Below are 24,908 nucleotides of genomic sequence, written 5' to 3'. Positions count from 1 at the left end.
CACAAATCACACTTTATACGTCCCTGATATCATACCCTCCTGCTGTGTTCAGAGGAGGAAATATGATAGAAAAGGTAAGCAAGCGCGACGGACGTTTCGTTTCGTTTGACGCGGAACGGATAGCCAACGCCATTTATAAGGCGGCAAAAGCCGTCGGAGGAACCGACAGGAACACCTCGTCCGCTCTGTCCATAAAGGTGTGCCGGAACATTACCGACAAATACGGTAATTACGGCACCGTGTCCGTTGAAGAGATTCAGGACGAAGTTGAAAAAGTGCTTATTGAGCAGGGACACGCGAAAACTGCCAAGGCGTACATCCTTTACAGGAAGCAGAGAGCCGAGATGCGCGATATCAAAGAGGCATTCGGCGGGCTGGAATCCATCGTCGAGGAATATCTGGGCGGCAGCGACTGGCGCGTTAACGAGAACAGCAACACCACCTATGCCCTGCAGGGGCTTAATAACTATATCTCGTCAAAGATAACGGCTAAATACTGGCTGAACAAGATATACCCGCAGAACGTTCAGGAAGCGCACGTTAACGGCGAATATCACATCCACGACCTGGGTCTTCTGGCTGTGTACTGCTGCGGATGGGATTTGAAAGACCTTCTTACACGCGGTTTCGGCGGCGTTCACGGAAAGGTGGAGAGCAAACCGCCCAAACACCTGCGTTCCGCCATGGGGCAGATAGTTAATTTTTTCTATACCCTTCAGGGCGAGGCGGCAGGCGCGCAGGCGTTTTCAAACTTCGACACACTTCTGGCGCCGTTCATCGCGTATGATAATTTGTCCTATAACGAAGTGAAACAGGCTATGCAGGAGTTCATTTTCAATCTGAACGTTCCTACGCGCGTCGGGTTCCAGACACCTTTCACAAACCTGACAATGGATCTGTATGTTCCCAAGGCTTTCCGCGACGAAGCGGTGGTCATCGGCGGTGTTCCGCAGGAACGCACCTACGGCGAGTTTCAGGAAGAGCTTTTCATGTTCAACCGCGCCTTCATAGAGGTTATGCAGGAGGGCGACGCGAAGGGCAGGGTCTTCACATTCCCCATCCCTACTTACAACGTTGACAAGGATTTCGACTGGAGCAACCCCATCGTAACCGACCTCATGAAGATAACCGCGAAATACGGCACTCCATACTTTGCCAATTTCGTGAACAGCGACATGAGTCCCGACGACGCAAGAAGCATGTGCTGCCGCCTCAGGCTGGACAATAGAGAGCTTCGCAAGCGGGGAGGCGGTCTGTTCGGTGCGAACCCTCTGACGGGTTCAATCGGCGTCGTTACGATAAACCTGCCCAGAATAGGCTACACAGCGGGGAACGAAGCTGAATTTTTCAGCAAACTTTCAAACCTTATGGAACTTGCCAGAGAGGGTTTGAAGATAAAGAGAAAATCACTGGAAAAGCTCACATCCAACGGGCTTTATCCTTACAGCAAATACTATCTTTCAGATATTTACGAGCGTAACGGGCAATACTGGAAGAACCACTTCAATACCATCGGCATAATCGGCATGAACGAGTGTCTGCTGAATTTCCTTGGTGTGGATATCATGAATCCGCAGGGGCTTGAGTTCTCCGTTAAGGTGCTGAACTTCATGCGGGACAAGCTGGCGGACTTTCAGGATGAGGACGACATGCTGTACAACCTTGAAGCGACACCAGCGGAAGGGACTTCATACAGGTTGGCGAAAAAAGATTTTGCAGATTTCGGCGACATCGTTACATCCGGCTCGGCGCAGAGACCTTATTATACTAACTCCACACAGCTTCCCGTTGAGCAGACCAGAGACCTTTTCAAGGCTCTGTCCCATCAGGATAAACTGCAGCCGCTCTATACAGGCGGCACAGTGTTCCACGTCTTCTTGGGCGAGGCGGTGGACAGACCGGAGACCGTTTCAAAACTGCTGGAAAACATAACGCAGAGCTATGCAATGCCTTATATAACCATTACGCCCACCTTCTCCGTATGCCCCGTACACGGCTATATCAAGGGTGAGCATAAAGAGTGCCCCCTTTGCGAAGATGAGAGAAAACACGAGATAAGTCTTCAGATAGAAAGACTTAAGAACCAAATAGAACAGGAGGTATCTAATGGATAAGAAAGAAGAACTGCAAAAACTGGAAACCGAGCTGGACAGCGTTAAGGGTACGCCCTGTGACGTATACAGCCGCGTAGTGGGTTACCACAGCCCCGTTAAACAATGGAACGAGGGCAAAAAAGAAGAATTTGAACACAGAGAGACTTTTCAGGTTAAATAATGACAGCGTATGACTTTTTTCTTGCAGACTATCAGCATGTGAGCCTTATGGAGTACCCTGGAAAGATCTCATCCATAGCCTTCACCCATGGGTGCAACATAAGATGCAGATATTGTCACAACCCGTATCTTGCGGTTGGCAGAAAGGGGTCAAACAGACTGGCTGATTTCCTTGACTACCTGAACGGTAAGGATATCGAGGCCGTCGCCGTAACCGGCGGCGAGCCTCTTTTTTCAAAGAATCTGCATCTGTTTCTGGACGACCTGAAATCCAGAGGACTTGCCGTTAAGCTGGACACCAACGGTTTTCTTCCTGTAAAGCTGGCAAAGATATTGGATGCGGGACTTGCGGACTATGTTGCCGTTGACCTTAAGTCTTTTTCACCCGACGACCTTAAAAGTATCGTGAGAACTCCCCACAAACATAATTCGTTTTACAAAACCATTGAAGCGCTTAAGATATTCGGGGTTCCTTTCGAGGTGCGCCATACCATGTGGAAAATGCCTGAAGAGGCGGACATTGCCGCTGTTGCCGGATATGTCGGTGATGCGCCTTTTTATGTTCAGACCCTTAGGGATTCGCGGATGCTGGATAAATCTTTTAAACCGGAGATATTTGATAAAAGCGGCGCCATAAAGCTTATTGAAAAATATTTTAATAACGTCAGAGTGCGTTAAGCCTGCTTTCTGCTCATCTGAGGTGCATTTCTTTTTCACGTCTCTGCGAGCCGATGTAATCGGCGCGGCAGTCTCATATTTTTTAAATTCCTGCTATCTGCTGTGCTGTTTCAGTGGCGTAATTGTCTGTCATACCAGAAATATAATCGGTCACTCTGTGCAGAGCCTCAAAGACTGTTTCGGCTTTTTGTGGTGCCTGATCGCCCATTATCTTTATGATATGCTGTGTCTTGTCATCAGGTTTTTCTTCCGTGACGTGTTCGTATGCTGCCTCACAGAAGGTTTCCAGCAGTATTCCGAGAATATTGTAGGCTCCGACCTCAAGAATGAGTTTGCGCCTGTTGTTGTAGATAAGCTCACTGCTGATTTTTTTTTATGTTTGCTGCTTCTTTGCTGAAAGCCGACTTTTCAAGAAGGTTGTGTTTATACGGAAGAGTGCCGTTTATTATTGCGTCTTCGTTTTTGATAAATTCGCCAACCGTTGCGTTGACACAGTTATTTATGGCGATAGCTCTGAGATACGCGATTACTTCTTTGTCTGTCTTGCCTGAGAATTTGTCGTCTGCTATTTTGCATATGCAGTTGAGCAGTTCTTTGACTTCACTGAACCGCAGAATACCCATTTCGTATGCGTCTTCAAGGTCAATTATGCTGTAGCAGATGTCGTCTGCCGCTTCGGAAAGATATGCGAGGGGGTGGCGGCAATAAATGCCGTCAGCGCCGTTCAGACCCGTTTTCACGGCGATATCGTCCAGAATCTCTCTTTCACTGCTGAAACAGCAGAATTTTTTAATATTTTCCTGATATATCCACGGGTATTTCATCATAGCGGCTATGACGGCGTATGTGGGACGCAGTCCTCCGCTGTTTCTGTACATTGATGTACGCGTCATTATGCGAAATGCCTGTGCATTGCCCTCAAAATGAGTGAAGTCGTTTATCTGGGATTCGGATAATGAATCGAAATATTTGCCGCCGTGTTCTTCAAACCATTTTCCGATGATGGTTTCGCCCATGTGACCGAATGGCGGGTTACCTATGTCGTGTGCCAGACATGCTGCCTGAACTATCTGTCCAACGCGGTCTGATGTCATATGCGGCGGAAGGTTTTTTATCTGTGCGCCCACAAGGGTTCCGAGGCTTCTGCCGACGCATGAGACTTCTAGGCTGTGTGGGAGGCGGGAGTGTACGTTGTCGTTGCTCCGCATGGGGTGAACCTGCGTTTTGCGATCAAGTCTGCGGAAAGAGTCGGAGAAAATTATCCGGTCAAAATCTATGCTGAAAGGGTTTCGAGCGTCGTCGAATTCCCTCTCTTTTTCGTTCAGTCTGTTATAGTTAAGCAGTTTTTCCCACTGCATCTATTACTCTCCGGTTATTTATAAATTCAAGATTGTTGTCTTACTCCCTCCTTTGCAAAAGGAGGGCTGGGGTGGATTTGATTGATATTTAATGTAAATCCCCCTTAGTCCCCCTTTTTTAAAGGGGGAGATAAAAAGGAAGAAGTTCTATCTTATCCTACTATGGCTTTAAACTCGGCGTCGTTTGCAAAACTTTCAAAGTCCTTGTCAGTGCGGGCTTTCTTTGCATATTCCGGTGAAAGCTCAATAGCCTTTTTAAGGTTTTTCAGCGCGCCTTCACGTTTGCCAAGGAGTGCGTAAAGACAGGCGGCGTTGTACATGGATTCGTGTTTGTCGGGTTTGGCTGTGATAGCTTTTTCAAATGCCGCAAGTGCCTCTTCCTGTTTGTTCATCCTGCCCAGCGCCAGTCCGAGGTTATGAAGGGCTTCGTGGAAATCCGGTTTCAGGTCAGTCGCTTTCTGAAATGCTTCAGCCGCTTTTTCCGTTTCGCCTGAAACTATGTATGCGTGAGCCAGATTGTTCCATACGGCTGCGTCTTCTGGTTTAAGTGCCGCTGCTTTTTCAAGTGCGGATGCCGCTTCTGAGTATCTTTTCAGTTTAAGGCATGTGCTGCCGTAAGTTGACTGAAAAGTATCATTTTCAGGTTCTATCATGCATGCTTTCGCAAGATTTTCTGCGGCTACATCATATTTTTTATTCAGATAGGCTATGTAGCCTGTCATATACCATGCGGCGGCAAAATCTGAATCGTCCCTTCTGATATGCTCGAAAAGGGCGTTTGCCTCTGTGTAATTCTTTTCGTTAAGCCTTTCAACACCGAGAAGATAAAGTTCTTCCGGAGATAATTTGCTTCCAGCTTTGTCCAGAAACAGTATTTCGTCTGTTATCTCTGACAGGACGTTTTTCTGTACGGTGTTAAGTCTGACAGCTTTATCAGCATCGAACAGATAGCGGTTTTCGCCGATTTTGACGGCGAGTTTCGCGGCTACGGCACCGACAGCTGTAAGAATGGGGTTTTCAGCTTCGTCTGAAGAGGTCTGAACAGGTTTAAATCCTGATATCATAAGGCTTTGCGCAACGAATTTTTTAATGCTCACATAACCCATTATCATTATTGCGGTGAACAGCACGAAAACTGCAAAAAGTCCGATAAGTACCTGATAAAATTCGTTTCTGTACCACTGCTCTTTTTTGTTGACTGCGGCAAGAACCAGAGTTACGTCGGTTTCAAGCTGTTTACTGAGCTGGTCTATACGCGCGATGACCTCTTTGTTGTTTGAAGATCGCGCTATTATTGAAAGTTTTTTGCCTATTGATTTTTCAAGCGCGAGAACGCCTGTATAAACGTCTGTGTTCGCCATGTCAGGTTCTTCGGGCATAAGGTTTACGTCCGAATTTGGCATCTGAAAAGCAGGTGTTTCAGGTTGTGCCGTTTTGTTGAACTGAACGGGCAGTTCCGTGGGTTTTTTGCCGGTATAAAAATTGACGGAATACGAAACGGCAAGAGCCACTGTAAGTATGATAAGGATTAAAGTGAATATGTTTCTCATGGATGAATTTTAGCATCGGTTTAAGTGTAGGTCTACAAAAATCTGCTGGGTTCGGTTCTATTCTAATTTATTGACAACTGTGTATAAATGATGTAATTAGGTTTCATGGAACTTCTTGAGAAACTGGATATTTTAAGCAGTAAGATAGACAGTCTGGTGTCCGAGCTTAAGAGAGAAAAGGACAGATGCTCCCTCTTTGAAGCCGAGAATATCCGTCTGAAAGAGGAAAACCGTCAGCTTTCGGAACAGAAAGACGCCGTTCGCGAGCGTATCGAAAATCTGATCGGCAGACTATAAAAGAAGTTGAGGTGCAAAAGTGCCTGTCTATGAACATAAGGTCAATATAAACGGATTGCAGTACCCTCTGGTGACAGACAGGGACAAGGACTTTGTGGACAGAGCCACCGATCTTTTGCAGAATCGTATGAACGAAATAAGAAGTAAGGTCAACGTGCTTGACACACAGAAGCTCGCCGTTATGGCGGCACTTACACTGTCTGCTCAATACCTTGACCTGAAAGAAGCGGCAGATGCCGCCGATGCCATCCTTGATGATCTTTTAAGGAAGGCAGACGTTTGAAAATTGAAAAAATGATATAGGCGCGGGATTGCTTCGCCAGCAAAGACGATATGAAAACCGTCTCTGTGAGGACTTTAAGGACGAAGCAGCCTCTTCTCCCTCCTTTGAAAAAGGAGGGTCGGGGTGGATTTTTATGAAATATAATGTAATCCCTCCAAACCTCCCTTTTTTAAAGGGAGGCTTAAAGAGTCTTTGCGCTGATAAATAAATGGCAGGACGTCATTTATTTATAAAATGTTATAAAGATATACGAGATCGCGTCGTCTCTGCGTTCCTCGCGAAGACAAAACAAGTCTCTGCGAGGAAGCTGATGCTGACGAAGCAGTCTCATTGAATTAAGAATCTAAGGATGCCCCTGCTGTGTTCGTGTATCATATGAAAATTGGAGCCAATACTCCAGAAAAGGGGGATGATACTGATTGCGGTGTGCAAGCCCGCCATGAGCAGGAAGCCTGATGCGTCGTGATTCCTCCGCCCTGATGAACAGGGCTACAATTGGATTATGTTAACGGCATGAGCGGGGGCTTTTATACCTTTTTTGTCATAAAAATTTAAACATATCATTGCTCTATTCTGATGATGTGCTAATATAATAATCAAAGACACATGAAAATGTGTTTCGATAGGAAGTTTTTTACCGCCCGTTAGGGGTTTATACATAAATGAGAATACTGGAAGAGTTAAGACCAAAGGTCTTTGACGATATAGCCGGACAGGATCATCTGTTGGGTGCAGATTCCGTATTTCGTAAGATGGCAGAAGACGGCGGGTTCGACTCGATAATCCTTATCGGTCCACCCGGCACAGGAAAGACCACCTTGGCAGAAATAATCGGAAACCATTTACAGATGCCTTTTGTCAGTCTCCACGCGGCCACGGCGGGCGCGGCGGAAATCAAGCAGGTTATGGAGTCTGCGGGTACCAGAGGCAAGACGCTGGTTTTTCTGGATGAACTGCACAGGTTCAACAAAAGCCAACAGGTTCTTCTTTTGGGTCTGATAGATTCCGGACACGCCAAGCTGATCGGAGCTTCCACGGAAAACCCCTATCACAATTTAATACACCCTCTGCGTTCGCGCAGTTTTGTCTTTGAACTTCAAAGACTTGACCGCAGTGCATTTGCGCAGATGTTCGCAAGGGCGTACGAGTATTTTAAAAAGCGGTATAACGCTGTCGATGTTATTCTGTCTGAAGAGGATCTTGACAGGTTAATTCAGGCATCTGACGGTGACGGACGGCGTTTTTACAGTCTTCTGGAGCTGTCCGCTGTCGGCGGAAAGTTTGTCGGTGACGTTCTGCACCTCAATGTTAAAGAGGCTGCGCAGCACACCGCATCCGGAAGGTATAACACCGACGAGCATTACAATATGCTTTCGGCGATGATCAAGAGCATAAGGGGAACAGACCCCGATTCCGCGCTTTTGTGGGCGTTTTCGCTCCTTAAAAGCGGTATGGAACCGGAGGCAATCTTCCGCAGACTGCTCATAAGCGCATCGGAGGACGTAGGCAGTGCCTTTCCCGATGCTGTAACGTTTGCACACGCGGGCTATGAAAACTTCATGGCGGTGGGCAGACCCGAAGGGGATATCATCCTCGCCCATGTTGTGACATTCCTTGCCGGATGCCCCAAGAGCAACCGGAGTTATATGTCCATGCACATGGTAAAAGAGTATCTTGAAGAGAACACGCCGGCGGTGCCGGAGCCTTTACGGACTAACGGACAGGGTTATGTTTACCCGTTCGACCACGGCGGGTTCGTTAAACAGGAATACGGCGCGACGGATAAGGTCTTTTATGACCCATCCGAAGCGGGATTTGAAAGCAAAATAGCCGAAAGGCTGAGAAAACTTCATGCTGGTGTCAAGGAATATGGAAAAGGCAAAAGCCAGAAGTGAGGCGCTTGCCCGACGAAAAAACCTTGATCCGGCATATGCAAAGAGAGCTTCCGTTAGTATAACAGAGCGCTTTCTTGCGATGTTTCAGGCGTTTGACAGTTTTCTGCTTTATGTCAGCTTCAAAGGCGAAGTTGACACGGTGGAACTTATAAATGCCTTATACGGAATGAAAAAGGCGGTTTATCTTCCCTGCGTGCGGGGAGACGGAATAGAGCTTGGGCTTTATAAAGGTGAAAACAGCCTTATCTGCGGTGCATACGGAATCTGCGAGCCTGCCGAATGTACCGATTACGAATCCATAGACGTTGCCGCGGTGCCGGGCGTTGCCTTCGACAGAAGGCTTATGCGGGTTGGCTGGGGCAAAGGTTATTATGACAGGCTCCTTGCGGCGGGCAGAATACGCAAAGCCGTGGGTCTGGCGTTTGAGTGTCAGCTTTTTGACAGTATCAAAGCAGAACCGCACGACATACCATGCGACATGCTCGTCACCGAAACTGATATATACAGGAGGAACAGCTGATGGGTATATCTTATTACCTTCTGGTGGTAGCCGGAGCTGTTATCGGAGCATTCTTCGGAATGTTCTGGCAGAAAAAAAGAAATGACGCTGAAAATCTGAAACTGAACAAAACCGCTGAAGACATTATCAGCAGAGCAAAAAGAGAGGGCGACGACATCGTAAAAGAGTCCAAACTCGAAGCCAAAGATATTGTCAACAAAGGCAAAGCTGAAATTGAAAGAGAAGTTCGCGAAAAACGCAACGACCTGAAAGTTCAGGAAAAACGCATCTTCCAGAAGGAAGAGGCAGTAGACAAAAAGATGGAAACTCTTGAAAAGAAAGAGGAATCCTTTGTACAGAAAGATGCCGAATATGACAGACGTCTGAAAGAGATAGACGCTACAAAAGAACGCATCAATGAGATGAAACAGAACATCATCTTTGAAACAGAGAAAATAGCCAACATGACCAGCGAAGAAGCGAAACAGATGCTTATCGCACAGATGGTTGACGATGCGAAACTTGAAGCCGCAAGAACTCTGCGCGAACTGGAAGAGGAGACAAAGACCGAAGCCGACAAAAAGGCAAGAAGCATCATCTCCACCGCTATCCAGCGCTGCGCACCCGAATACATCTCGGAGATCACCGTCACAGTTGTGGCTCTGCCCTCCGACGAGATGAAAGGACGCATCATCGGACGTGAAGGACGTAACATCCGCACGTTTGAAAGCGTTACAGGCGTTGACATAATCGTTGACGACACTCCGGAAGCAGTAATTCTTTCGTCCTATGACCCTTTCCGCAGAGAGATCGCCAAAATGACACTGGAAAGACTGGTGTCCGACGGACGTATCCACCCTGCGCGCATTGAGGAAATTTACAACAAGGCGAAAGAGGAACTTGAAAAACACGTTCTTGAAGTGGGCGAGGAAGCCCTTTTCAACCTCGGTCTGCACAACGTCAGCAAAGACATCACAAGACTGCTTGGAAGGCTGAAATACAGAACTTCCTACGGTCAGAACGTTCTTGGTCACTCCATCGAGGTTGCCAAGATCACAGGTCTTATGGCGGCAGAGCTCGGACTTAACGAAAAGATAGCAAAACGCGCAGGTCTTCTGCACGATATCGGTAAGGCGATAGACTATGAAGCTGAAGGCTCACACACCGAGATAGGTGTTGAAGTTGCCAAAAAGCACAAGGAAGACTGGAGAGTTATCAATGCGATAGCTTCTCACCACGGCGAAGAGGAATTCAAATGTATCGAGGCTGTGCTTGTTCAGTCGGCAGATGCCATCTCTGCATCACGCCCCGGCGCAAGACGCGAAGTGCTGGAAAGCTACATCAAACGTCTTGAAAACCTTGAAACAATCGCAGGCGGATTTGACGGCGTAAGCAAATCATACGCTATACAGGCAGGACGTGAAGTCAGAATTATCGTTGAACCCGAAAAGGTTAACGATGAAAGACTTATTACGCTGTCCAAAGACATTTCAAAACAGATAGAGGACGAACTGACCTATCCCGGTCAGATAAAAGTCACTGTTATCCGGGAATCCAGAGCGGTCGGATACGCAAAGTGAAAGTCCTCCATATCGGAGATATTATCGGACGCACAGGCAGAAAGGCGGTTCAAACCTTTCTGCCCGCTGTCCGGGCAGAATACAACCTGATATCATCATTGCAAATGCCGAAAACTCTTCCGGAGGTTTCGGCATTTCCTATGCTGTATATGAGGAACTTCTGCGTCTCGACATCGACATCCTCACCACAGGAAACCATGTCTGGGACAATAAAGAGGTTGAAAAGTCCATTGATAAAATGGACAGGCTCATCCGCCCCGCGAACATGCCGGAAGGCGTGCCGGGCAAAGGCAGCATAACCATTGAGAAGAACGGTGAGAAGTTCACATGCGTGAACCTTATCGGGCGTGTTTTCATGGGGCTTTCCGACTGTCCTTTCCGCAAGTTTGACAGCATCATGGAAGAGGCTGAAGGATTTGTTTTCGTGGACTTTCATGCCGAAGCCACCAGCGAAAAAGCAGCTTTCGGATTTTATGCCGACGGGCGAGCCGGAGCTGTTACGGGAACCCATACCCATGTGCAGACGAATGATGAACGTCTGCTTCCTAAAGGCACCCTTTACCTGACGGACACCGGAATGTGCGGCGCTCAGAATTCCGTGATAGGAATGGAGAAATACGCGCCCATAGAAAGATTTCTGACGGGGATGCCGCGCAAATTTGAGGTTGAAAAGCGGGGTAAAATATTGTTTAATGCCTTGTTTTTCGAGTACGGAAGCGACCTTAAGGTCACAAGCTTCTCTAAAGTATGTATGACATCTGGGGACTGATATGGACTACAAAGCGGAGATAAAAAAGCTTGCAAAAGAGCGGGATGCTGTAATTCTTGCTCACAATTATCAGATAGACGATATTCAGGAAATAGCTGATATAACAGGCGACTCTCTCGGTTTGTCCATCGAGGCGGCGAAAACATCAAACAAGGTCATTGTTTTCTGCGGCGTGCATTTCATGGCGGAAACCGCCCATATGCTCGCACCGGAAAAGACTGTCCTTTTGCCCAGACTTGATGCAGGATGTCCCATGGCGGATATGATCACAGGCGAAAAGCTTGCCGAGTTCAAAGCTCAGCACCCAGACGCCGTGACAGTCTGTTATGTGAACTCCACCGCAGAAGTTAAGGCTCAGAGCGATCTGTGCTGTACTTCGGGCAATGCTGTCAATGTTATCAAGAGCATACAGTCGGACAAGATTCTCTTTGTTCCCGACAAGAACCTCGGCAACTACGTCCAGCGGTTCACAGACAAAGAGGTCATTCTTTACCCCGGCTTTTGCCCCATACACAACCGAGTGACGGTTCCGGAGATTCAGCAGCTCAGACGCGAACACCCAGACGCAATAGTTGTCGCACACCCCGAATGTCCTCCCAAAGTGGTGGATATAGCAGACCACGTCTGCTCAACGTCGGGCATCTATACCTATTGCAAGGCGAGCGATGCGAAGAAATTCATCATCGCCACTGAAACCGGTGTAGGTTACAGGCTGAAACTTGAGAATCCTGAAAAGACCTTCCTGTTCGCATATGAAGGCTTCACCTGCAAGAACATGAAAAAGACCACTCTTAAAGACGTTTACGAGTGCCTTTTAAACATGAGCAACGTTATCACTGTTGATAAGGAAGTTGCTGAAAAGGCGGTGACCTGCATCGAACGGATGCTTGCCATTCCTAGAAACGAATAGGCTTTTCAAATATAAGCTTCCATTATATTGAAAAATCTGATATTGTTTTTAAGCCGTTGTAATTGATTGAGGGTCAAAATATGAAACGTATTGCTCTAGCTTCCGACCACGGTGGTTTCGGACTTAAGTCGGAAATAAAAAACTATCTCACATCAAAAGGTTACGAGGTTGTTGATCTCGGAACTGATTCCGAATCTTCTGTTGACTATCCTGATTTCGGTGCTGCCGCGGCAAAAGCCGTTCTTGAAAAGAAGGCCGACTGCGCAATTATCATGTGCGGCTCTGGCATCGGTATCTCCATTTCTGCCAATAAATTCAAAGGTATACGCTGTGCGCTCTGTTTTGACACCTACACGGCGAAAATGTGCCGTCTGCACAACGACGCTAACATAATGGCGCTCGGCGGTCGCATCACAACCATCGAAAGAGCGGTTGATATGGTCGACCTGTTCCTCAATACTGAATTTGAGGGGGGACGACACCAGAGACGCATCGACAAGATAGACGAACTCGCAAAAGACAGCTGGTGCTGAAATGTCAAAAACTGAAAGACCTTCATGGGATGAATATTTTATTGAAATGACCAATCTGGTGAAACAGCGTTCGACATGCCTGAGAAGGCAGGTGGGCGCAGTTATCGTTAAGGATCATCATATCCTCGCCACGGGATACAACGGTGTGCCCAGCGGCATAACCCATTGTGCCGAAACGGGATGCCTGCGCGAACAGCTGAAAGTGCCGTCCGGCGAACGTCACGAGATTTGCAGGGGACTTCACGCGGAGCAGAACGCCATCATTCAGGCGGCATATCACGGGGTAAGCATAAAAGGATCAGTACTTTACTGCAATACTAAACCCTGCTCCATCTGTGCGAAGATGATATGCAACGCAGGTATTGAAAAAGTTATCTACGAACAGGGATACAGCGACCCGCTGGCAGACGAAATGCTTTATGAAAAGCGGGTTCAGCTCATAAAATTTGAAAAAGGAAAGATCTGATGCCTTTTTTCGGGTTTAAAGGCGGCGTACATCCCGACTACAATAAATCACTCACCAGCGGTAAGCCGACAGAGACCCTGCCCGTTAAAGCAGGAGACAAGTATTACCTGCCGCTTTCACAGCATATAGGTGCTCCGGCGAAACCTGTGGTTGCGAAGAACCAGCAGGTTAAAACAGGTGAACTTGTGGCTGAAGCAGGCGGGTTCATAAGCGCCGCCATCCACAGTCCCGTCAACGGAAAAGTTACGTCCATATCCCATGTCATCCACCCCATGGCGGGTCGTATGGAAGGGATAATCATTGAGGCGGACGAAACCAACGACGAGTTTGAACCAATCTCTGATGAAGGAACTTTTCAGCAGATTGTCCAGCGCGCAGGCATAACTGGCATGGGCGGAGCGACCTTCCCGACACACGTCAAACTTTCACCTCCGAAAGAGGTGGACTCGCTGCTTATAAACGGTGCAGAGTGCGAACCTTATCTCACATGCGACCACCGTATGATGCTTGAACAGACGCTAAAGGTCATCAAAGGCGCTGTGCTTATCAAAGAAAAACTCAATATTAAGAACCTCATAATCGGTATAGAGAAGAACAAGCCGGACGCCATACAGATATTTAAAAGATATGAAAAAGAGTATGGTTTCGAGCTTGTGCCTCTTTATGTTAAGTACCCGCAGGGCGGCGAAAAACAGCTTATAAAAGCTTGCCTGAACAGAGTTGTGCCGGAGGGCAAACTTCCGGTGGAGGTCGGCGTTATCGTTCATAACGTCGGAACAGCCGCGGCTGTTTACGAAGCATATTACGATAAAAAACCGCTTTTTGAGCGGATCGTCACTGTTACGGGCGCTGTGGTCACTCCGAAAAACCTTCGCGTGCGGGTGGGAACGCCCATTCTGTCGCTTATCGACGCATGCGGCGGATTCCTCGGCGTTCCGAAAAAGATAGTCATGGGCGGACCCATGATGGGAATGGCGGTGACATCCGTCGAAACACCCGTCATGAAAGGAACCAGCGGAATTCTGGTCTACCGCGAAGAGGATATGCCCGACCTTACAAAATATCCCTGTATCCGCTGCGGACGTTGTGTTGACGCATGCCCGATGCTTCTTGTGCCTTCCATAATGGACAGGTTCGTAAAAAAAGAAATGTACGAAGAACTTGAACAGCACCATGTGATGAACTGCATAGAGTGCGGATGCTGTTCCTACGTCTGCCCGTCCAGAAGGACGCTGGTGGGCGGTTTCAAAACATCCAAACGCCACATTATGCAGAGGATAAAGGAGAGGGGGGCTAAAAATGCCTGACAGAAAATTTCTGGTGACATTTTCACCCCACGACAGACACCCTGAAACGACAAACAAGGTGATGATGACGGTGGTCATAGCCATGCTGCCTATCATTGCCAACTCAATATGGTATTACGGCTATTATGCGGTTAAGGGCTATGTGCTTACAACCCTTTTCTGTATAGGCTTTGAATATCTTTTCGATAAAATATCAGGCAGACCGGTCGCCATAAAAGATAATTCGGCTCTGGTGACGGGGCTTCTGCTGGCAATGAACATGCCTGCCGCCGCTCCATGGTGGACGATGCTTGTGGGGTCTTTCATTGCGATAGTCGTTTCAAAACAGGTTTACGGGGGGCTTGGACAGAACCCGTTCAATCCCGCTCTGGTGGCGCGTGTTTTCCTGCTTATTGCATGGCCTGTTGAGATGACCTCATGGGTGAAGCCTTCGCCAATAATCCACGGATTCCTTTTTGACACAGTAAGTTCCGCGACACCGCTTGGAACGCTGAAATCCGACATAATCGCCCACGGGCATGTTGTTACTGCGAATCTTGCGACATACACTGACCAGATAATAGGCAACGTAAGCGGCTGTATGGGCGGCGACGGTGCTGTATTTGTACTCATTGGCGGACTTTTCATGATGAACCGCAAGGTCATTTCATGGCATATTCCGATTTCTTTCCTTGGAACGCTCTTCGCGTTCACAGGGATAATATGGCTTATAAATCCCCAGAGAACCATCGACCCTTTCCTGCATATTGTCAGCGGCGGCGCGATGCTTGCGGCATTCTTCATGGCGACTGATTATGTTACGTCACCCGTCATAAAGCGTGCGCAGATAGTGTTCGGCATCGGCTGCGGGCTTATCGCTGGGATAATCAGGATATACGGAAGCTATCCGGAGGGTACGGGTTTTGCCGTGCTTATTATGAACGCTTTTGTTCCTCTGCTGGACAAATATATGCGTCCACTGTCGTTTGGCGAGGTGAAGAAATGAACAACTCGCTGAAAATGGTTGTGGTGCTTACGGTTATATCCGCTCTGGCGGCGCTTCTGCTTGCGGGAGTTTACGGCGCTACGAAACAGAAGATAGCCGATGCGGAGCGTCAGGATTTTCTGAAAGGGCTTACAACTGTGCTTCCGGGGTTTGACAACGAACCGGACAGGGAGACAATGACCGTTGACGGGAATACCCTTTATATTGGCAAGAAGGGCGGCAAGATATTCGGTTACGCCGTTGAAAGCGTCTCCGCCAAAGGATATTCGGGCAACATAAAGATACTTGTCGGCGCCGGAGTTGACGGAAAAGTGCTTGGCATAGAGGTGATAAGCCACGCGGAAACGCCGGGGCTTGGCAACAAAATTCAGGATAAATCATGGCGTGACAGCTTCATAGGCAAGACCGCAGAATCAAATATAACCGTTAAAAAAGACGGCGGCGAGATAGACAGTTTCAGCGGTGCGACCATATCGCCGCGTGCTGTCTGTGAAGCAGTAAGAAACGCCCTTGCCATAATCGGTAAAGCCGGGGGTGCGAAATGAAATTGTCCATCCTGACAGAAGGAATTTTTAAGAACAACCCCGTAATGAAGCAGGTTTTGGGACTTTGTCCGACACTTGCCGTGACCACTTCCGCAATAAACGGGATAGCTATGGGACTTGCCACCACTGGTGTGCTTATGGGTTCCAACGTTGCCGTTGCGCTGGTTAAAAACATAATACCTGCAAAGGTGCGCATACCTGCATATGTTGTGATAATCGCAACCTTTGTGACACTTATAGACCTTTCCATGAATGCGTATTTTCATGATCTGCACAAGATACTTGGACTGTTCATCCCTCTGATAGTGGTTAACTGTATCGTGCTTGGCAGGGCGGAGAGTTTCGCATCAAAGAACGGCGTGTTTGATTCTCTTCTGGACGGCATAGGTTCCGGTATGGGATTCACACTGACGCTGTTCGTTCTGGGAAGCATACGCGAAGTGCTTGGAAACGGCTCATGGTTCGGGCTTGACCTTTTCGGAGTACATTTCAGCCCCGCAATACTCATGATACTGCCTCCCGGTGCGTTCATAGTGCTTGGTTTCATGATGGCATTCAACAACTTCGTTGAAGAGCGCAGACGCATCAGCAGAGGGGGCGCACAATGAGCCTTTTCCTTCTGTTTGTCGGTGCGGTACTCGTAAATAACTTCGTTCTTGCCAGATTCCTCGGGATATGCCCCTTCTTCGGCGTATCGAAAAAGGTTGAAACTGCTGTGGGTATGGGACTTGCGGTGACATTCGTAATGACAGTTGCGGGTTCTATCACATGGATAATTCAGTATGCTGTGCTGGACAAATTCAACGTCGGCTTTTTGCAGACGATAGTTTTCATTCTGGTCATAGCGGCACTTGTGCAGTTTGTTGAGATGGTAATCGAAAAGTCCTCTCCCGACCTGTACCAGAGCCTTGGCATATACCTTCCGCTGATAACCACCAACTGCGCCATCCTCGGTGCGGCTATAATCAATATACAGTCGGGATTCGATTTCCTGCATATGCTGGTGTTCACCATTGGTTCGGCACTGGGCTTTACATTGGCGATGGTGCTTTTTGCAGGTATCAGGGAACGTATAGAGCTTTCAGACATCCCTTATTATTTCCGCGGACTGCCCATCGCTTTCATTACGGCTGGGATACTCGCCCTCGCATTCATGGGCTTTTCAGGGCTGGTGAAGTGATATGATAGCGGCAGTTTTAACAATGGCGGCAACGGGTTTCGTTGCGGGAATCGGGCTTATGTACGCGTCCAAAAAATTCCATGTGGTGAAGGACGAGCGTATTGAAGCGGTGAACGAGATGCTTCCGGCGGCAAACTGCGGCGGATGCGGATATCCGGGCTGTGCGGCTCTGGCAGAGGCAATTGTAACAGGTAAAGCACCTGTTAATTCCTGCCCTGTATGCAGCCGCGACATGGTTCAGCAGATCGCCGAATATCTCGGGCTGACTGCCGACAGTTCAGTTAAAAAAGTAGCAAGAGTAAGATGCAACGGCGGATGTGAAAACGCCGTAGAGAAATATAATTATTACGGTCCCCGCGACTGCCACAGTATCGTTATCTTAAACGGCGGAAGCAAGCTTTGTACTTTCGGGTGCGTGGGCGAGGGGAGCTGTGTCAAAGCGTGCGGTTTCGACGCTATGCACATGGGCAAGAACGGTATTCCGGTGGTCAACGCCGAAAAATGCTGTGCCTGCGGTCTCTGCGTCAAAGCGTGTCCCAGAAATCTTATAACGCTTATCCCCGAAGACAAGCCTGTGGTTGTCAACTGTATGTCTAAAGACAAGGGACCCGAAGTGAAAAAAGCTTGCAGTGTCGGGTGCATAGGCTGTAAGATGTGCGAGAAGAAATGCCCTGTCGGCGCTATAGATGTGGACAGTTTCTTAGCGAAGATAGATCCTTCCGTCTGTAATGTCTGTGGTGAGTGCGTGGCGGTATGCCCCACAAAAGCTATTGGAGATTATAGCAAATAATTACTCAAATTCGACGCAAAAAGGACGATACATAAGAGAGGCGTTTATCTGCGAAGATAAACACACAATACAGTTATGTTCCTGGAGCGTTATGGTAACCAATCCGCCCGATATGCAAAGTTTGTTTGTTGAGGATAAGATAGCCCTGCTGAACAGACTTAGCGCATTTTACAGAATGAGCGAGTTCTTTTTCGCACTGAACAAAGATACGGTGCGAACCGCAAACGATCATGACATTACCGTTGTGTCTCTGGATAAAAAACCGGAAAATACCGGACTGGCGGCGGACAAGATTAAAGAGATATGCGAAAAGCTGAAACTTCTCGACGTTGTCAGCACAGACAACGGCAATATCGTGCGCAAAAAGAATCTGCTTCGTCAGAAACTTCTGAGGCTGACACAGAACCTCGGCGACGGACAGTGACCTATGGAGGGATTGATGAAAAAGTTTTTTATGTTCGGTTTTTTGTGTATTTTTCTTGTCTCATGCGGTCCCGCCGTTACTACGGATATTCACAAAGCAAATCTTTCACCTCAGTTTAACAGAGAAAGTGTCAAGCGCGTTGCGATAATAGGTTTCGATAAGAATTTTGGCATAGGGTATAACACTGACATAATCGCGGACAAATTCACCGCAGAGCTTGTTGACGGCAAGCTGTTCAGCATCATGGACAGAAATGACATAGACAAGGTTTTTACCGAGGTCGGTTTTCAGCAGAAATCATCTTATGCCGGACTGCTTGATGACAAGACCAAAAACAAACTGAAAGCTATGGGCGCAGACAGCATCCTCACAGGAAAACTCGTCGCATATAACCAGATGGAAAAGGGGCGTGACATATACATGTCAGAGGTTCAGCTTGTGGCGAAACTGATAAGCATTGAAACGGGTGCTGTTCTCTGGTCTTCGGAGATATCTGAGCGTTCAAAGGCGGACGACAAAAATGAAGCGGCAAGTGCAGAGTATCTTCTCACGGATATTATCGAAAAGATGTCAAAGCCGCTGAAATCCGAAGGGCTTGTTAAGAACATCAGCAAAAATCTTAATTTAAATTTAATGAAATAGATATCAGCCGCCTGTAATAATAATACAGGCGGTTTTTGTTTTTTCACATGCACTTATCTTTTCTTTCAGACCACCCGCATCACCCGATAACTTCGTAACGAGGGCATCCGCCTTTATTTCCCGCATTAGAGCTATATTGAATTCTTCCGAAAAAGGACCCTGCATGGCGATTATCTGTTTGTATTCGGCACCCGCCAGCCTGCATTTTTCAATTGACTTTTCATAGGGCAATACGCGTATAAAACATTTATGTATAACGTCTTTAAATATATCAATCCTGTTTGAGCCGATGGTGAGCAGAACTGATGAAAATTCTTTTGTCCTCTCCGCCGCATCTTCGTATGACTCAACGATGATTATCTTTTCGTAGTCAGACTCCAGTTTCGGTATCCGCATGGCGTTAATGTATGGGATTCCGAGCTTTTCTGCTGTGCTGACCGCAAGCGCGGTGATGTTTTTTGCGAAAGGGTGAGTTGTGTCAGCAATTGCGGTTATGCCGTGTTCTCGTATAAAAGCTGTCAGTGTGTCCTCTTCAAAACGTATGAGAACAGTCGGAAAATCTTTGCCGAACGATTCATAGCCGTACTGTGTGGCAACGCTCACAATATAATCGCCGTCCAGCTTTTTTATGTATTCGCGGGTGTCGGATGTCCCGCCCAGAACAAGCGTTTTCAAACGGGATACCCTCTGGGTGTTATCATCTTGCCGTCTTTGATTATAGTTTTTCTGCAGCCCACAATTACTATGGAAGACATATCAACGAAGTCGAAATCGAAGTCGGAAATTTTTGATATTTTTGCGGATTGCTGTTCACGGAAGGCATTTTTCACCGTTCCCGTGATGAGGTCTCCGCGAACGTCGTAAAAAGTTTTCAGAGCATACTCTATCTGCTGTGTGCGTTTCATGCTTTTGGGGTTGTAGACCGCCGCCACGAAATCTCCGACGTTCACGCCGTCTATGCGCTTTTTGATTATCTCCCAAGGGGTCAGAAGGTCGGACATGGAAATTATGGCGAGGTCGTCCGCAATGGGTGCGCCTAGGATTGCCGATGCCGCCATTGCCGCTGTCACGCCCGGTATAACCTCAATCTCAACCGATGTGTCGGCGAGCTGGTAAACCAATGACGCAAGGGAATAAAGTGACGGGTCGCCACCGCAGATAAGGCATACGTCATGTCCTTCTCTGGCATACAGTATGGCTGTTTCCGCCCGTTCAACTTCGCCTTTCATACCGCTGGTGAAAACCTGTTTTCCGGCTGGGATGATATCCGCCACCTGCTCAACGTATTTATCATAACCGCATACGGCGGTGCAGTTTTTTATGGCGTATTCCGCCTGTGCCGTCATAGTGTTTTTGCCGTCGGGTCCAATACCCGTGAGAAAAAGTCTGCCCATTATCACTCCGAAAGAAATCTGGTCATTTCCTTAGAAATTGCCACTGTAACATTTTCGTATATAGTTTTTTTCAGTATCAATTGCGTATTAAATCCCGCCATAAGTGCGCACGGCTCCGCAACAGCGCGGATGCCTATATGTTTTGCCGCTGCCGTCTCCTCAACATCGTAGGGACAGTGTGAGAAAAGATGTTCAGGCAGAAACCGCAGATATATGCCAAGTTCGTCCGCTGCGTCAATAAGCCCCTGTTCACTCTCTTTCACCCATGCGGAGGCTATCAGCCGTATATCCGCAACATCAATTTTTATTTCGCCGCAAGCCGCTGTCAGTGCGCTCATTATCTGTTCTTTTGACGTACCTTTCCGGCAGCCGATGCCTGCAATGAAAAGCTTGTTCGCTTCTGTGGCGGTAGTTATGACAGGAACCGCTCCGGTTACGGACGCAACGGCGTGTGCCAGTCTGTTTGCACCACCCTCATGCCCCGAAAGGGCGCTGATGGCGTATCTGCCAACCTCGTCGCAAACAACGACTGCCGGATCTTTGTATTTGCTGTCAAGGAGCGGGGCTATCATTCTGGTGACTATGCCCTGCGCCATAACGGCGATTATTCCGTCATAATTTTTAAATAATTTTTCAAAACATTCTTTAAGTGAAGAATATGTTACAGCATCATATCCTAAAATTTTTTCAGATAAAAACAGATCATATTTTAAGCGTTCGGCGATAAACTGCGCCTGCTCGGCACCCTTTTGGGTAACGGCTACAACGGCGAATTTACCTGTATTCATGGCTGAAAGCCCTGTCGTAAAGCTTTGAATAATTTTCGGGTGTGCCGCCTACGGCTTTGCCCACAAGGATCATTGTCTGTTTTGTCATGCCGTTCTTTTTCAATGTTTTATCAAGGTCGTAAAGCACGCATCTGGCAATCTTCTGGTCTTCCCAGCTCGCTCTGTATACCAGAACTACCGGAGTGTCGGCGTTCCATCCGTTCTCTGTGAGAACTCTGGTTATATGTTCGCCCTGTCCTGCGGACAGAAAAAAGGCTATTGTGCCTCCGACGTTTGCGATATTTGAAAGCTCTTCGGGCATGGGCGTTCTGCCGGGGGTGCGCGTTATTGTTACCGTTTGGGATATTTCGGGCATCGTCAGTTCAACGTTTGCCGCCGCCGCCGATGCCGCCATGCTGGTCACACCAGGGATTGTTTCGTATTCTATGCCGTGGCGGTTGAGTTCCGCCATCTGTTCACCTGTGGCTCCATAAAGTGACGGGTCGCCTGTGTGAACGCGGGCAACGTTTTTGTCTTCTTTGTGTGCTTTTTTGATTATTTCTATTATTTCATCCAGATTCAGAGGGGCTGAATCGTGTATCTCGGCATCTTTTGATGCATATTTCAGAATATCAGGGTTAACAAGGCTTCCTGCATAAATTATGACCTGACATTCACCTATGAGCCTTGCGCCTTTGACTGTTATGAGTTCAGCATCTCCGGGACCTGCGCCGATAAAATAGACTTTCACGCTGTTTTCTCCTCCAGCACCAGAATGATTCTGGACGTGCCGTAACTGCCTTTAAGCTCCGTATAGACCGCCTCTGTGGGCAGGCTTACGTCACAAAGTATATAAAAATCGAATTTTTCAGTTATCTGAGGGAATTTTTTTATTATAGCATCGGGGGAATTCACTTCATCGCAGAGGATTACAGTTGATTCCGAAGGACATTCATCTAAAAGTTCCCTGCCGTGTACAGATATAAATCTGTATGAGAACCACATCTTTTTAATCAGCGCAAATCCGGCGCACATGGAGCTTACTCCGGCGATAATCTTTACGTTTTCAAACTCTTTGGTGATGAACCGCGAAAGGCTGAAAAAACCTGCGTCGCCGGATACCAGAACACCAATTTTCTTTGCCGGACAGTTCTTTATGAACTCTATGCTGTCGGCTCGCATGTTTTTAGGTATATAGTGCGGTTTGTGTTTGGCGAAGGTTTCCACGGAATCCGTCATGCCGATTATCATTTCCTGTGCTTCGATGGCTTTAAGCCCGCGCAGGGTTATCATGTCGTGGTCGCCGGGTCCCACGGAAATGACGGTTATTTCAGAGTCTTTCACCTTTCATCCTCCCGTTCATGTCATAGAAGATAACAGAAACATGCGCAAAACCGTAGTCTTTTTCTATCTTCTGCGCAAGTTCCTCTGCTATGAAAGAAAGGTCGATATCGACCGATGTCAGTATCTCTTCCACAGTATTGAATTTATCTGTCAGTTCAAGCCTGTCCGCCAGCCAGTCCGTTGCCATTGGTGAATTCTTTGAGTGAGTGTTGTAATATCCCATCAGAATCTTGCAGAGTTTTGCTGGGTGTCCCGCAACGTATATCCTGTCAAAGCCCTTCCGTTTCGCATGGTCAAAGGCTTCGTGTGCAAAATTGCTCATCAGTATCACTGGGATGGACGGATATTTTTTCAGAAAATGTTTTTCACCTATCTTGCCCGGGGTGAGGCATATGACCTCTTTCTTTTCGCCTGAGGCAACGTCCAGTTCACATTTTATCGTTTCGATTATCGCCTCGACGCTCATAGGAGTGACTATTCCTGTGGTACCTATTATTGAGATGCCACCAACAACGCCGACTTTTTCGTTAAAAGTTTCCTTTGCTATGCGCTCGCCGTCGGCGCCCATATGGTTACTTTTGCACCTTTTCCGCCGAGGAGTTTTGCAAGATTCTCTTTTATCATCTTTTCAGGAGCTGGGTTAATTGCGTATCTGCCAACAGGTACCTGCAGACCTTTTTTTGTTACGAGACCTATACCTTTTCCGCCTGTAACCTCAACCGTTCCGGTGTCGTTAAGTTCGCAGTCGGCATATATCCGCATCCCGTGAGTGACGTCAATATCGTCGCCTCCGTCCTTTACAGCATAGAAAAAGCCTATGTCCCGATGCACAGGTATATGCACAAGGGTGCCGTCGGGCAGAAATATATCGGCGGTTTCTATAATGCGGTTTGACAATTTAAAGACACATGATGCCCACGCCGCGGCACAGGCTGTTGCTCCTGTGGTGTAACCGTTTCTCAATTAAGCTTTTCTCCGTTTGATAAAAACCTGTTAACTAATTTTATATAAACAAATAAAAGTGTCAACAGGTGCTTGAAAAATACCAGAAATATGCTACAGTCTTCAAGAGGATAAAATAGCATGAAACCTGAAATGATAGTAGCTCTGGATTTTGACAGAGCGGATGCTGCGAAAAAGATAGTCGATATGACGGGCGATGCCGTCACATGGTATAAGGTAGGGCTTGAATTGTTCGTTGCCGACGGTAAGAACATTATCGAATACCTTAAGAAACAAGACAAAAAGATATTTCTCGATCTGAAATTTCACGATATTCAAAACACTGTTGTGTCTGCGGTGTTTGCTTCTCTGCAATATGAAACGGAGATGGTTAACATGCACACACAGGGCGGCAGAGATATGATGGCGTCCGTTGTGGAGCGTGTTTCCGAGCATTGCGCAAAAACTAATGTGAAAAAACCTCTTCTGATAGGTGTCACACTTCTGACAAGTCTCGACGAAAAATACCTTCAGTCCATGAAAATAGGCTTTCAGCAGCCTAAGGATTATGTACTGCATCTCGCATCTCTTGCGAAACAGAGCGGGCTTGACGGTGTTGTGTCGTCCGCAAAGGAGACAACTTTCATAAAAGATGCGCTTGGCAAAAATTTCATCACTGTTACCCCCGGCATAAGACCCGCCGATGTATCCGTTGACGACCAGAAAAGGGTTGTCACCCCGAAAGACGCAAAAAATATGGGTACTGATTATATAGTTATTGGCAGACCTGTGACACAGGCGAAAGACCCCGCACAGGCTGCGCTAAAAATATTGGAGGAAATGAATTGAACGCAGAGCAGGTACTGGAACTTTACAGAAAACACAACGCACTTCTGGAGGGACATTTTCTTCTTTCCTCCGGTCTCCATTCCGATAAATTTCTTCAGTCGGAACTCATCATGCAGCATCCCTACGAAGTTGAAGCTGTCATAGCCGAACTTGTAAAAAAGCTGGACGGTGTTGAGTTCGACGTTGTCGTAAGCCCCGCCATAGGCGGAATCCGTTTCGGATATGAGCTTGCGCGCCAGATGAAAAAACGTACATTGTTTACAGAGAGAGTCGACGGAACAATGACACTGCGCAGGGGCTTTTCTATAGCAAAAGGCGAAAAGGTGCTTCTGGCTGAGGATGTTATAACCACCGGAAAATCAACTAAAGAATGTATCGACGCCTGCATAAACGCCGGCGGAGATGTCGTAGCTGTAACCTGCCTTATAGACAGAAGCGGCGGGAAAGCAGAATTTGATCAGCCTTTTATCCCCCTTGTGCAACTTGACGTTCAGACGTTTGACCCTTCTGTGTGTCCTATGTGCAAAGAGGGAACACCAGCTTATAAACCCGGCAGCAGAAACATAAAATAACTGTTATTAAGTTTTTTTTTATTTTTACGAACGTAATTTTGTGATACAATCTTTCTCTTTTAAGTAAGATTGTATA

At 47.4% G+C, this 24,908-nt stretch carries 30 protein-coding genes, 1 other RNA gene and 1 pseudogene; 23 read left to right on the top strand and 9 right to left on the bottom strand.

The genetic code is table 11. The annotated features are described in order from the left end of the window. Window positions 1-62 precede the first annotated feature (62 nt). From LRY47_RS08010 to LRY47_RS08000, 3 genes are read left to right on the top strand one after another with little or no spacing between them, the layout of a single operon-like run. Window positions 63-2,114, top strand: a complete 2,052-nt coding sequence (locus LRY47_RS08010; protein WP_295224018.1) for a ribonucleoside triphosphate reductase — start codon at window positions 63-65, stop codon at window positions 2,112-2,114. Beyond that, the gene (nrdD, locus tag LRY47_RS08005; protein ID WP_295224015.1) at window positions 2,107-2,274 is read left to right on the top strand and encodes an anaerobic ribonucleoside-triphosphate reductase; all 168 of its coding nucleotides are present in this window, start codon (window positions 2,107-2,109) and stop codon (window positions 2,272-2,274) included. Before LRY47_RS08010 ends, nrdD begins: the two co-directional genes overlap by 8 nt. Then, window positions 2,274-2,951, top strand: coding sequence for an anaerobic ribonucleoside-triphosphate reductase activating protein (locus tag LRY47_RS08000; RefSeq protein WP_295224012.1), 678 nt, complete (start codon window positions 2,274-2,276; stop codon window positions 2,949-2,951). Before nrdD ends, LRY47_RS08000 begins: the two co-directional genes overlap by 1 nt. A gap of 82 nt (window positions 2,952-3,033) precedes the next feature. On the opposite strand, the gene LRY47_RS14160 is transcribed toward LRY47_RS08000, so the two are convergent. From LRY47_RS14160 to LRY47_RS07985, 3 genes are all read right to left on the bottom strand, one after another. Next, entirely contained in the window at window positions 3,034-3,159 is a 126-nt protein-coding gene (locus tag LRY47_RS14160; RefSeq protein ID WP_366043472.1) for a hypothetical protein, read from the bottom strand. Window positions 3,160-3,307: 148 nt separating this feature from the next. Then, window positions 3,308-4,309: a dGTP triphosphohydrolase gene (gene dgt, locus LRY47_RS07990; RefSeq protein ID WP_295224009.1), complete on the bottom strand. Its 1,002-nt coding sequence runs from the start codon at window positions 4,307-4,309 to the stop codon at window positions 3,308-3,310. Window positions 4,310-4,461: 152 nt separating this feature from the next. Next, window positions 4,462-5,859, bottom strand: a complete 1,398-nt coding sequence (locus LRY47_RS07985) for a tetratricopeptide repeat protein (protein ID WP_295224007.1) — start codon at window positions 5,857-5,859, stop codon at window positions 4,462-4,464. Between the two features lie 105 nt (window positions 5,860-5,964). On the opposite strand from LRY47_RS07985, the gene LRY47_RS07980 reads away from it, so the two are divergent. The 18 genes from LRY47_RS07980 (at window position 5,965) to LRY47_RS07895 (ending at window position 18,964) form a co-directional block, all read left to right on the top strand. After that, window positions 5,965-6,156, top strand: coding sequence for a hypothetical protein (locus tag LRY47_RS07980; RefSeq protein WP_295224004.1), 192 nt, complete (start codon window positions 5,965-5,967; stop codon window positions 6,154-6,156). Between the two features lie 19 nt (window positions 6,157-6,175). Beyond that, window positions 6,176-6,439 carry a cell division protein ZapA gene (locus LRY47_RS07975; protein WP_295224002.1) on the top strand — a complete coding sequence of 88 codons (264 nt, stop codon included), beginning with the start codon at window positions 6,176-6,178 and terminating at the stop codon, window positions 6,437-6,439. Between the two features lie 349 nt (window positions 6,440-6,788). Then, a non-coding RNA gene (gene ssrS / locus LRY47_RS07970) (6S RNA) lies at window positions 6,789-6,967 on the top strand. Window positions 6,968-7,101: 134 nt separating this feature from the next. Then, a complete protein-coding gene (locus tag LRY47_RS07965; RefSeq protein ID WP_295224000.1) occupies window positions 7,102-8,334 on the top strand; it encodes an AAA family ATPase in 1,233 nt (410 codons plus the stop codon). Beyond that, window positions 8,309-8,854: a 5-formyltetrahydrofolate cyclo-ligase gene (locus LRY47_RS07960; protein WP_295223998.1), complete on the top strand. Its 546-nt coding sequence runs from the start codon at window positions 8,309-8,311 to the stop codon at window positions 8,852-8,854. The genes LRY47_RS07965 and LRY47_RS07960 overlap by 26 nt, the downstream gene beginning before the upstream one ends. Beyond that, on the top strand, window positions 8,854-10,413 hold the full coding sequence (gene rny / locus LRY47_RS07955; RefSeq protein WP_295223995.1) for a ribonuclease Y: 1,560 nt from the start codon (window positions 8,854-8,856) through the stop codon (window positions 10,411-10,413). The genes LRY47_RS07960 and rny overlap by 1 nt, the downstream gene beginning before the upstream one ends. Next, the gene (locus LRY47_RS07950; RefSeq protein WP_366043482.1) at window positions 10,373-11,182 is read left to right on the top strand and encodes a TIGR00282 family metallophosphoesterase; all 810 of its coding nucleotides are present in this window, start codon (window positions 10,373-10,375) and stop codon (window positions 11,180-11,182) included. The genes rny and LRY47_RS07950 overlap by 41 nt, the downstream gene beginning before the upstream one ends. A gap of 1 nt (window position 11,183) precedes the next feature. Then, complete coding sequence (nadA, locus tag LRY47_RS07945; protein ID WP_295223992.1) at window positions 11,184-12,092, top strand: quinolinate synthase NadA; 909 nt, start codon at window positions 11,184-11,186, stop codon at window positions 12,090-12,092. 80 nt (window positions 12,093-12,172) lie between these two features. Beyond that, entirely contained in the window at window positions 12,173-12,625 is a 453-nt protein-coding gene (gene rpiB / locus LRY47_RS07940) for a ribose 5-phosphate isomerase B (protein WP_295223990.1), read from the top strand. 1 nt (window position 12,626) lies between these two features. After that, window positions 12,627-13,091 (top strand): cytidine/deoxycytidylate deaminase family protein, encoded by a 465-nt coding sequence (locus LRY47_RS07935; RefSeq protein WP_295223988.1) that lies wholly within the window; start codon window positions 12,627-12,629, stop codon window positions 13,089-13,091. Next, entirely contained in the window at window positions 13,091-14,398 is a 1,308-nt protein-coding gene (gene rsxC, locus LRY47_RS07930; RefSeq protein ID WP_295223986.1) for an electron transport complex subunit RsxC, read from the top strand. The genes LRY47_RS07935 and rsxC overlap by 1 nt, the downstream gene beginning before the upstream one ends. Beyond that, window positions 14,391-15,383: an RnfABCDGE type electron transport complex subunit D gene (locus LRY47_RS07925; RefSeq protein ID WP_295223984.1), complete on the top strand. Its 993-nt coding sequence runs from the start codon at window positions 14,391-14,393 to the stop codon at window positions 15,381-15,383. Before rsxC ends, LRY47_RS07925 begins: the two co-directional genes overlap by 8 nt. After that, window positions 15,380-15,928 carry an RnfABCDGE type electron transport complex subunit G gene (locus LRY47_RS07920; protein ID WP_295223982.1) on the top strand — a complete coding sequence of 183 codons (549 nt, stop codon included), beginning with the start codon at window positions 15,380-15,382 and terminating at the stop codon, window positions 15,926-15,928. Before LRY47_RS07925 ends, LRY47_RS07920 begins: the two co-directional genes overlap by 4 nt. Beyond that, window positions 15,925-16,536, top strand: coding sequence for an electron transport complex subunit E (locus LRY47_RS07915; protein ID WP_295223980.1), 612 nt, complete (start codon window positions 15,925-15,927; stop codon window positions 16,534-16,536). The genes LRY47_RS07920 and LRY47_RS07915 overlap by 4 nt, the downstream gene beginning before the upstream one ends. Further along, window positions 16,533-17,108, top strand: a complete 576-nt coding sequence (gene rsxA / locus LRY47_RS07910) for an electron transport complex subunit RsxA (RefSeq protein ID WP_295223978.1) — start codon at window positions 16,533-16,535, stop codon at window positions 17,106-17,108. The genes LRY47_RS07915 and rsxA overlap by 4 nt, the downstream gene beginning before the upstream one ends. A gap of 1 nt (window position 17,109) precedes the next feature. Beyond that, window positions 17,110-17,898 (top strand): RnfABCDGE type electron transport complex subunit B, encoded by a 789-nt coding sequence (locus tag LRY47_RS07905; RefSeq protein ID WP_295223975.1) that lies wholly within the window; start codon window positions 17,110-17,112, stop codon window positions 17,896-17,898. Window positions 17,899-17,989: 91 nt separating this feature from the next. Next, window positions 17,990-18,322, top strand: coding sequence for a hypothetical protein (locus LRY47_RS07900; protein WP_295223973.1), 333 nt, complete (start codon window positions 17,990-17,992; stop codon window positions 18,320-18,322). Between the two features lie 15 nt (window positions 18,323-18,337). Continuing rightward, entirely contained in the window at window positions 18,338-18,964 is a 627-nt protein-coding gene (locus LRY47_RS07895) for a CsgG/HfaB family protein (protein WP_295223972.1), read from the top strand. Between the two features lie 3 nt (window positions 18,965-18,967). Here LRY47_RS07895 and cobK read toward each other — a convergent pair whose 3' ends face one another. The 6 genes and pseudogenes from cobK to cbiD all read right to left on the bottom strand — a co-directional run bounded on the left by cobK (window position 18,968) and on the right by cbiD (window position 23,432). Next, complete coding sequence (cobK, locus tag LRY47_RS07890; protein WP_295223970.1) at window positions 18,968-19,639, bottom strand: precorrin-6A reductase; 672 nt, start codon at window positions 19,637-19,639, stop codon at window positions 18,968-18,970. Continuing rightward, complete coding sequence (gene cobJ, locus LRY47_RS07885) at window positions 19,636-20,358, bottom strand: precorrin-3B C(17)-methyltransferase (protein ID WP_295223968.1); 723 nt, start codon at window positions 20,356-20,358, stop codon at window positions 19,636-19,638. Before cobJ ends, cobK begins: the two co-directional genes overlap by 4 nt. A 2-nt stretch (window positions 20,359-20,360) precedes the next feature. Then, a complete protein-coding gene (locus tag LRY47_RS07880) occupies window positions 20,361-21,146 on the bottom strand; it encodes a cobalamin biosynthesis protein (protein ID WP_295223964.1) in 786 nt (261 codons plus the stop codon). Then, a complete protein-coding gene (cobM, locus tag LRY47_RS07875) occupies window positions 21,133-21,876 on the bottom strand; it encodes a precorrin-4 C(11)-methyltransferase (RefSeq protein ID WP_295223961.1) in 744 nt (247 codons plus the stop codon). The genes LRY47_RS07880 and cobM overlap by 14 nt, the downstream gene beginning before the upstream one ends. After that, window positions 21,873-22,469 (bottom strand): cobalt-precorrin-7 (C(5))-methyltransferase, encoded by a 597-nt coding sequence (locus tag LRY47_RS07870; protein WP_295223958.1) that lies wholly within the window; start codon window positions 22,467-22,469, stop codon window positions 21,873-21,875. The genes cobM and LRY47_RS07870 overlap by 4 nt, the downstream gene beginning before the upstream one ends. Next, window positions 22,456-23,432, bottom strand: a pseudogene (gene cbiD, locus LRY47_RS07865) (cobalt-precorrin-5B (C(1))-methyltransferase CbiD). Before cbiD ends, LRY47_RS07870 begins: the two are co-directional and overlap by 14 nt. Window positions 23,433-23,552: 120 nt before the next feature. Between cbiD and pyrF the strand changes: the two are divergent. Together pyrF and pyrE are read left to right on the top strand one after the other, a co-directional pair. After that, window positions 23,553-24,260: an orotidine-5'-phosphate decarboxylase gene (gene pyrF / locus LRY47_RS07860; protein ID WP_295223955.1), complete on the top strand. Its 708-nt coding sequence runs from the start codon at window positions 23,553-23,555 to the stop codon at window positions 24,258-24,260. Continuing rightward, window positions 24,257-24,832, top strand: a complete 576-nt coding sequence (gene pyrE, locus LRY47_RS07855; RefSeq protein ID WP_295223953.1) for an orotate phosphoribosyltransferase — start codon at window positions 24,257-24,259, stop codon at window positions 24,830-24,832. Before pyrF ends, pyrE begins: the two co-directional genes overlap by 4 nt. Window positions 24,833-24,908: the final 76 nt, after the last annotated feature.

This window comes from Seleniivibrio sp. (genome assembly GCF_021209385.1).
In the GTDB taxonomy this organism is placed as follows: domain Bacteria; phylum Chrysiogenota; class Deferribacteres; order Deferribacterales; family Geovibrionaceae; genus Seleniivibrio.
This window is presented reverse-complemented; position numbering and strand designations above follow the sequence as displayed.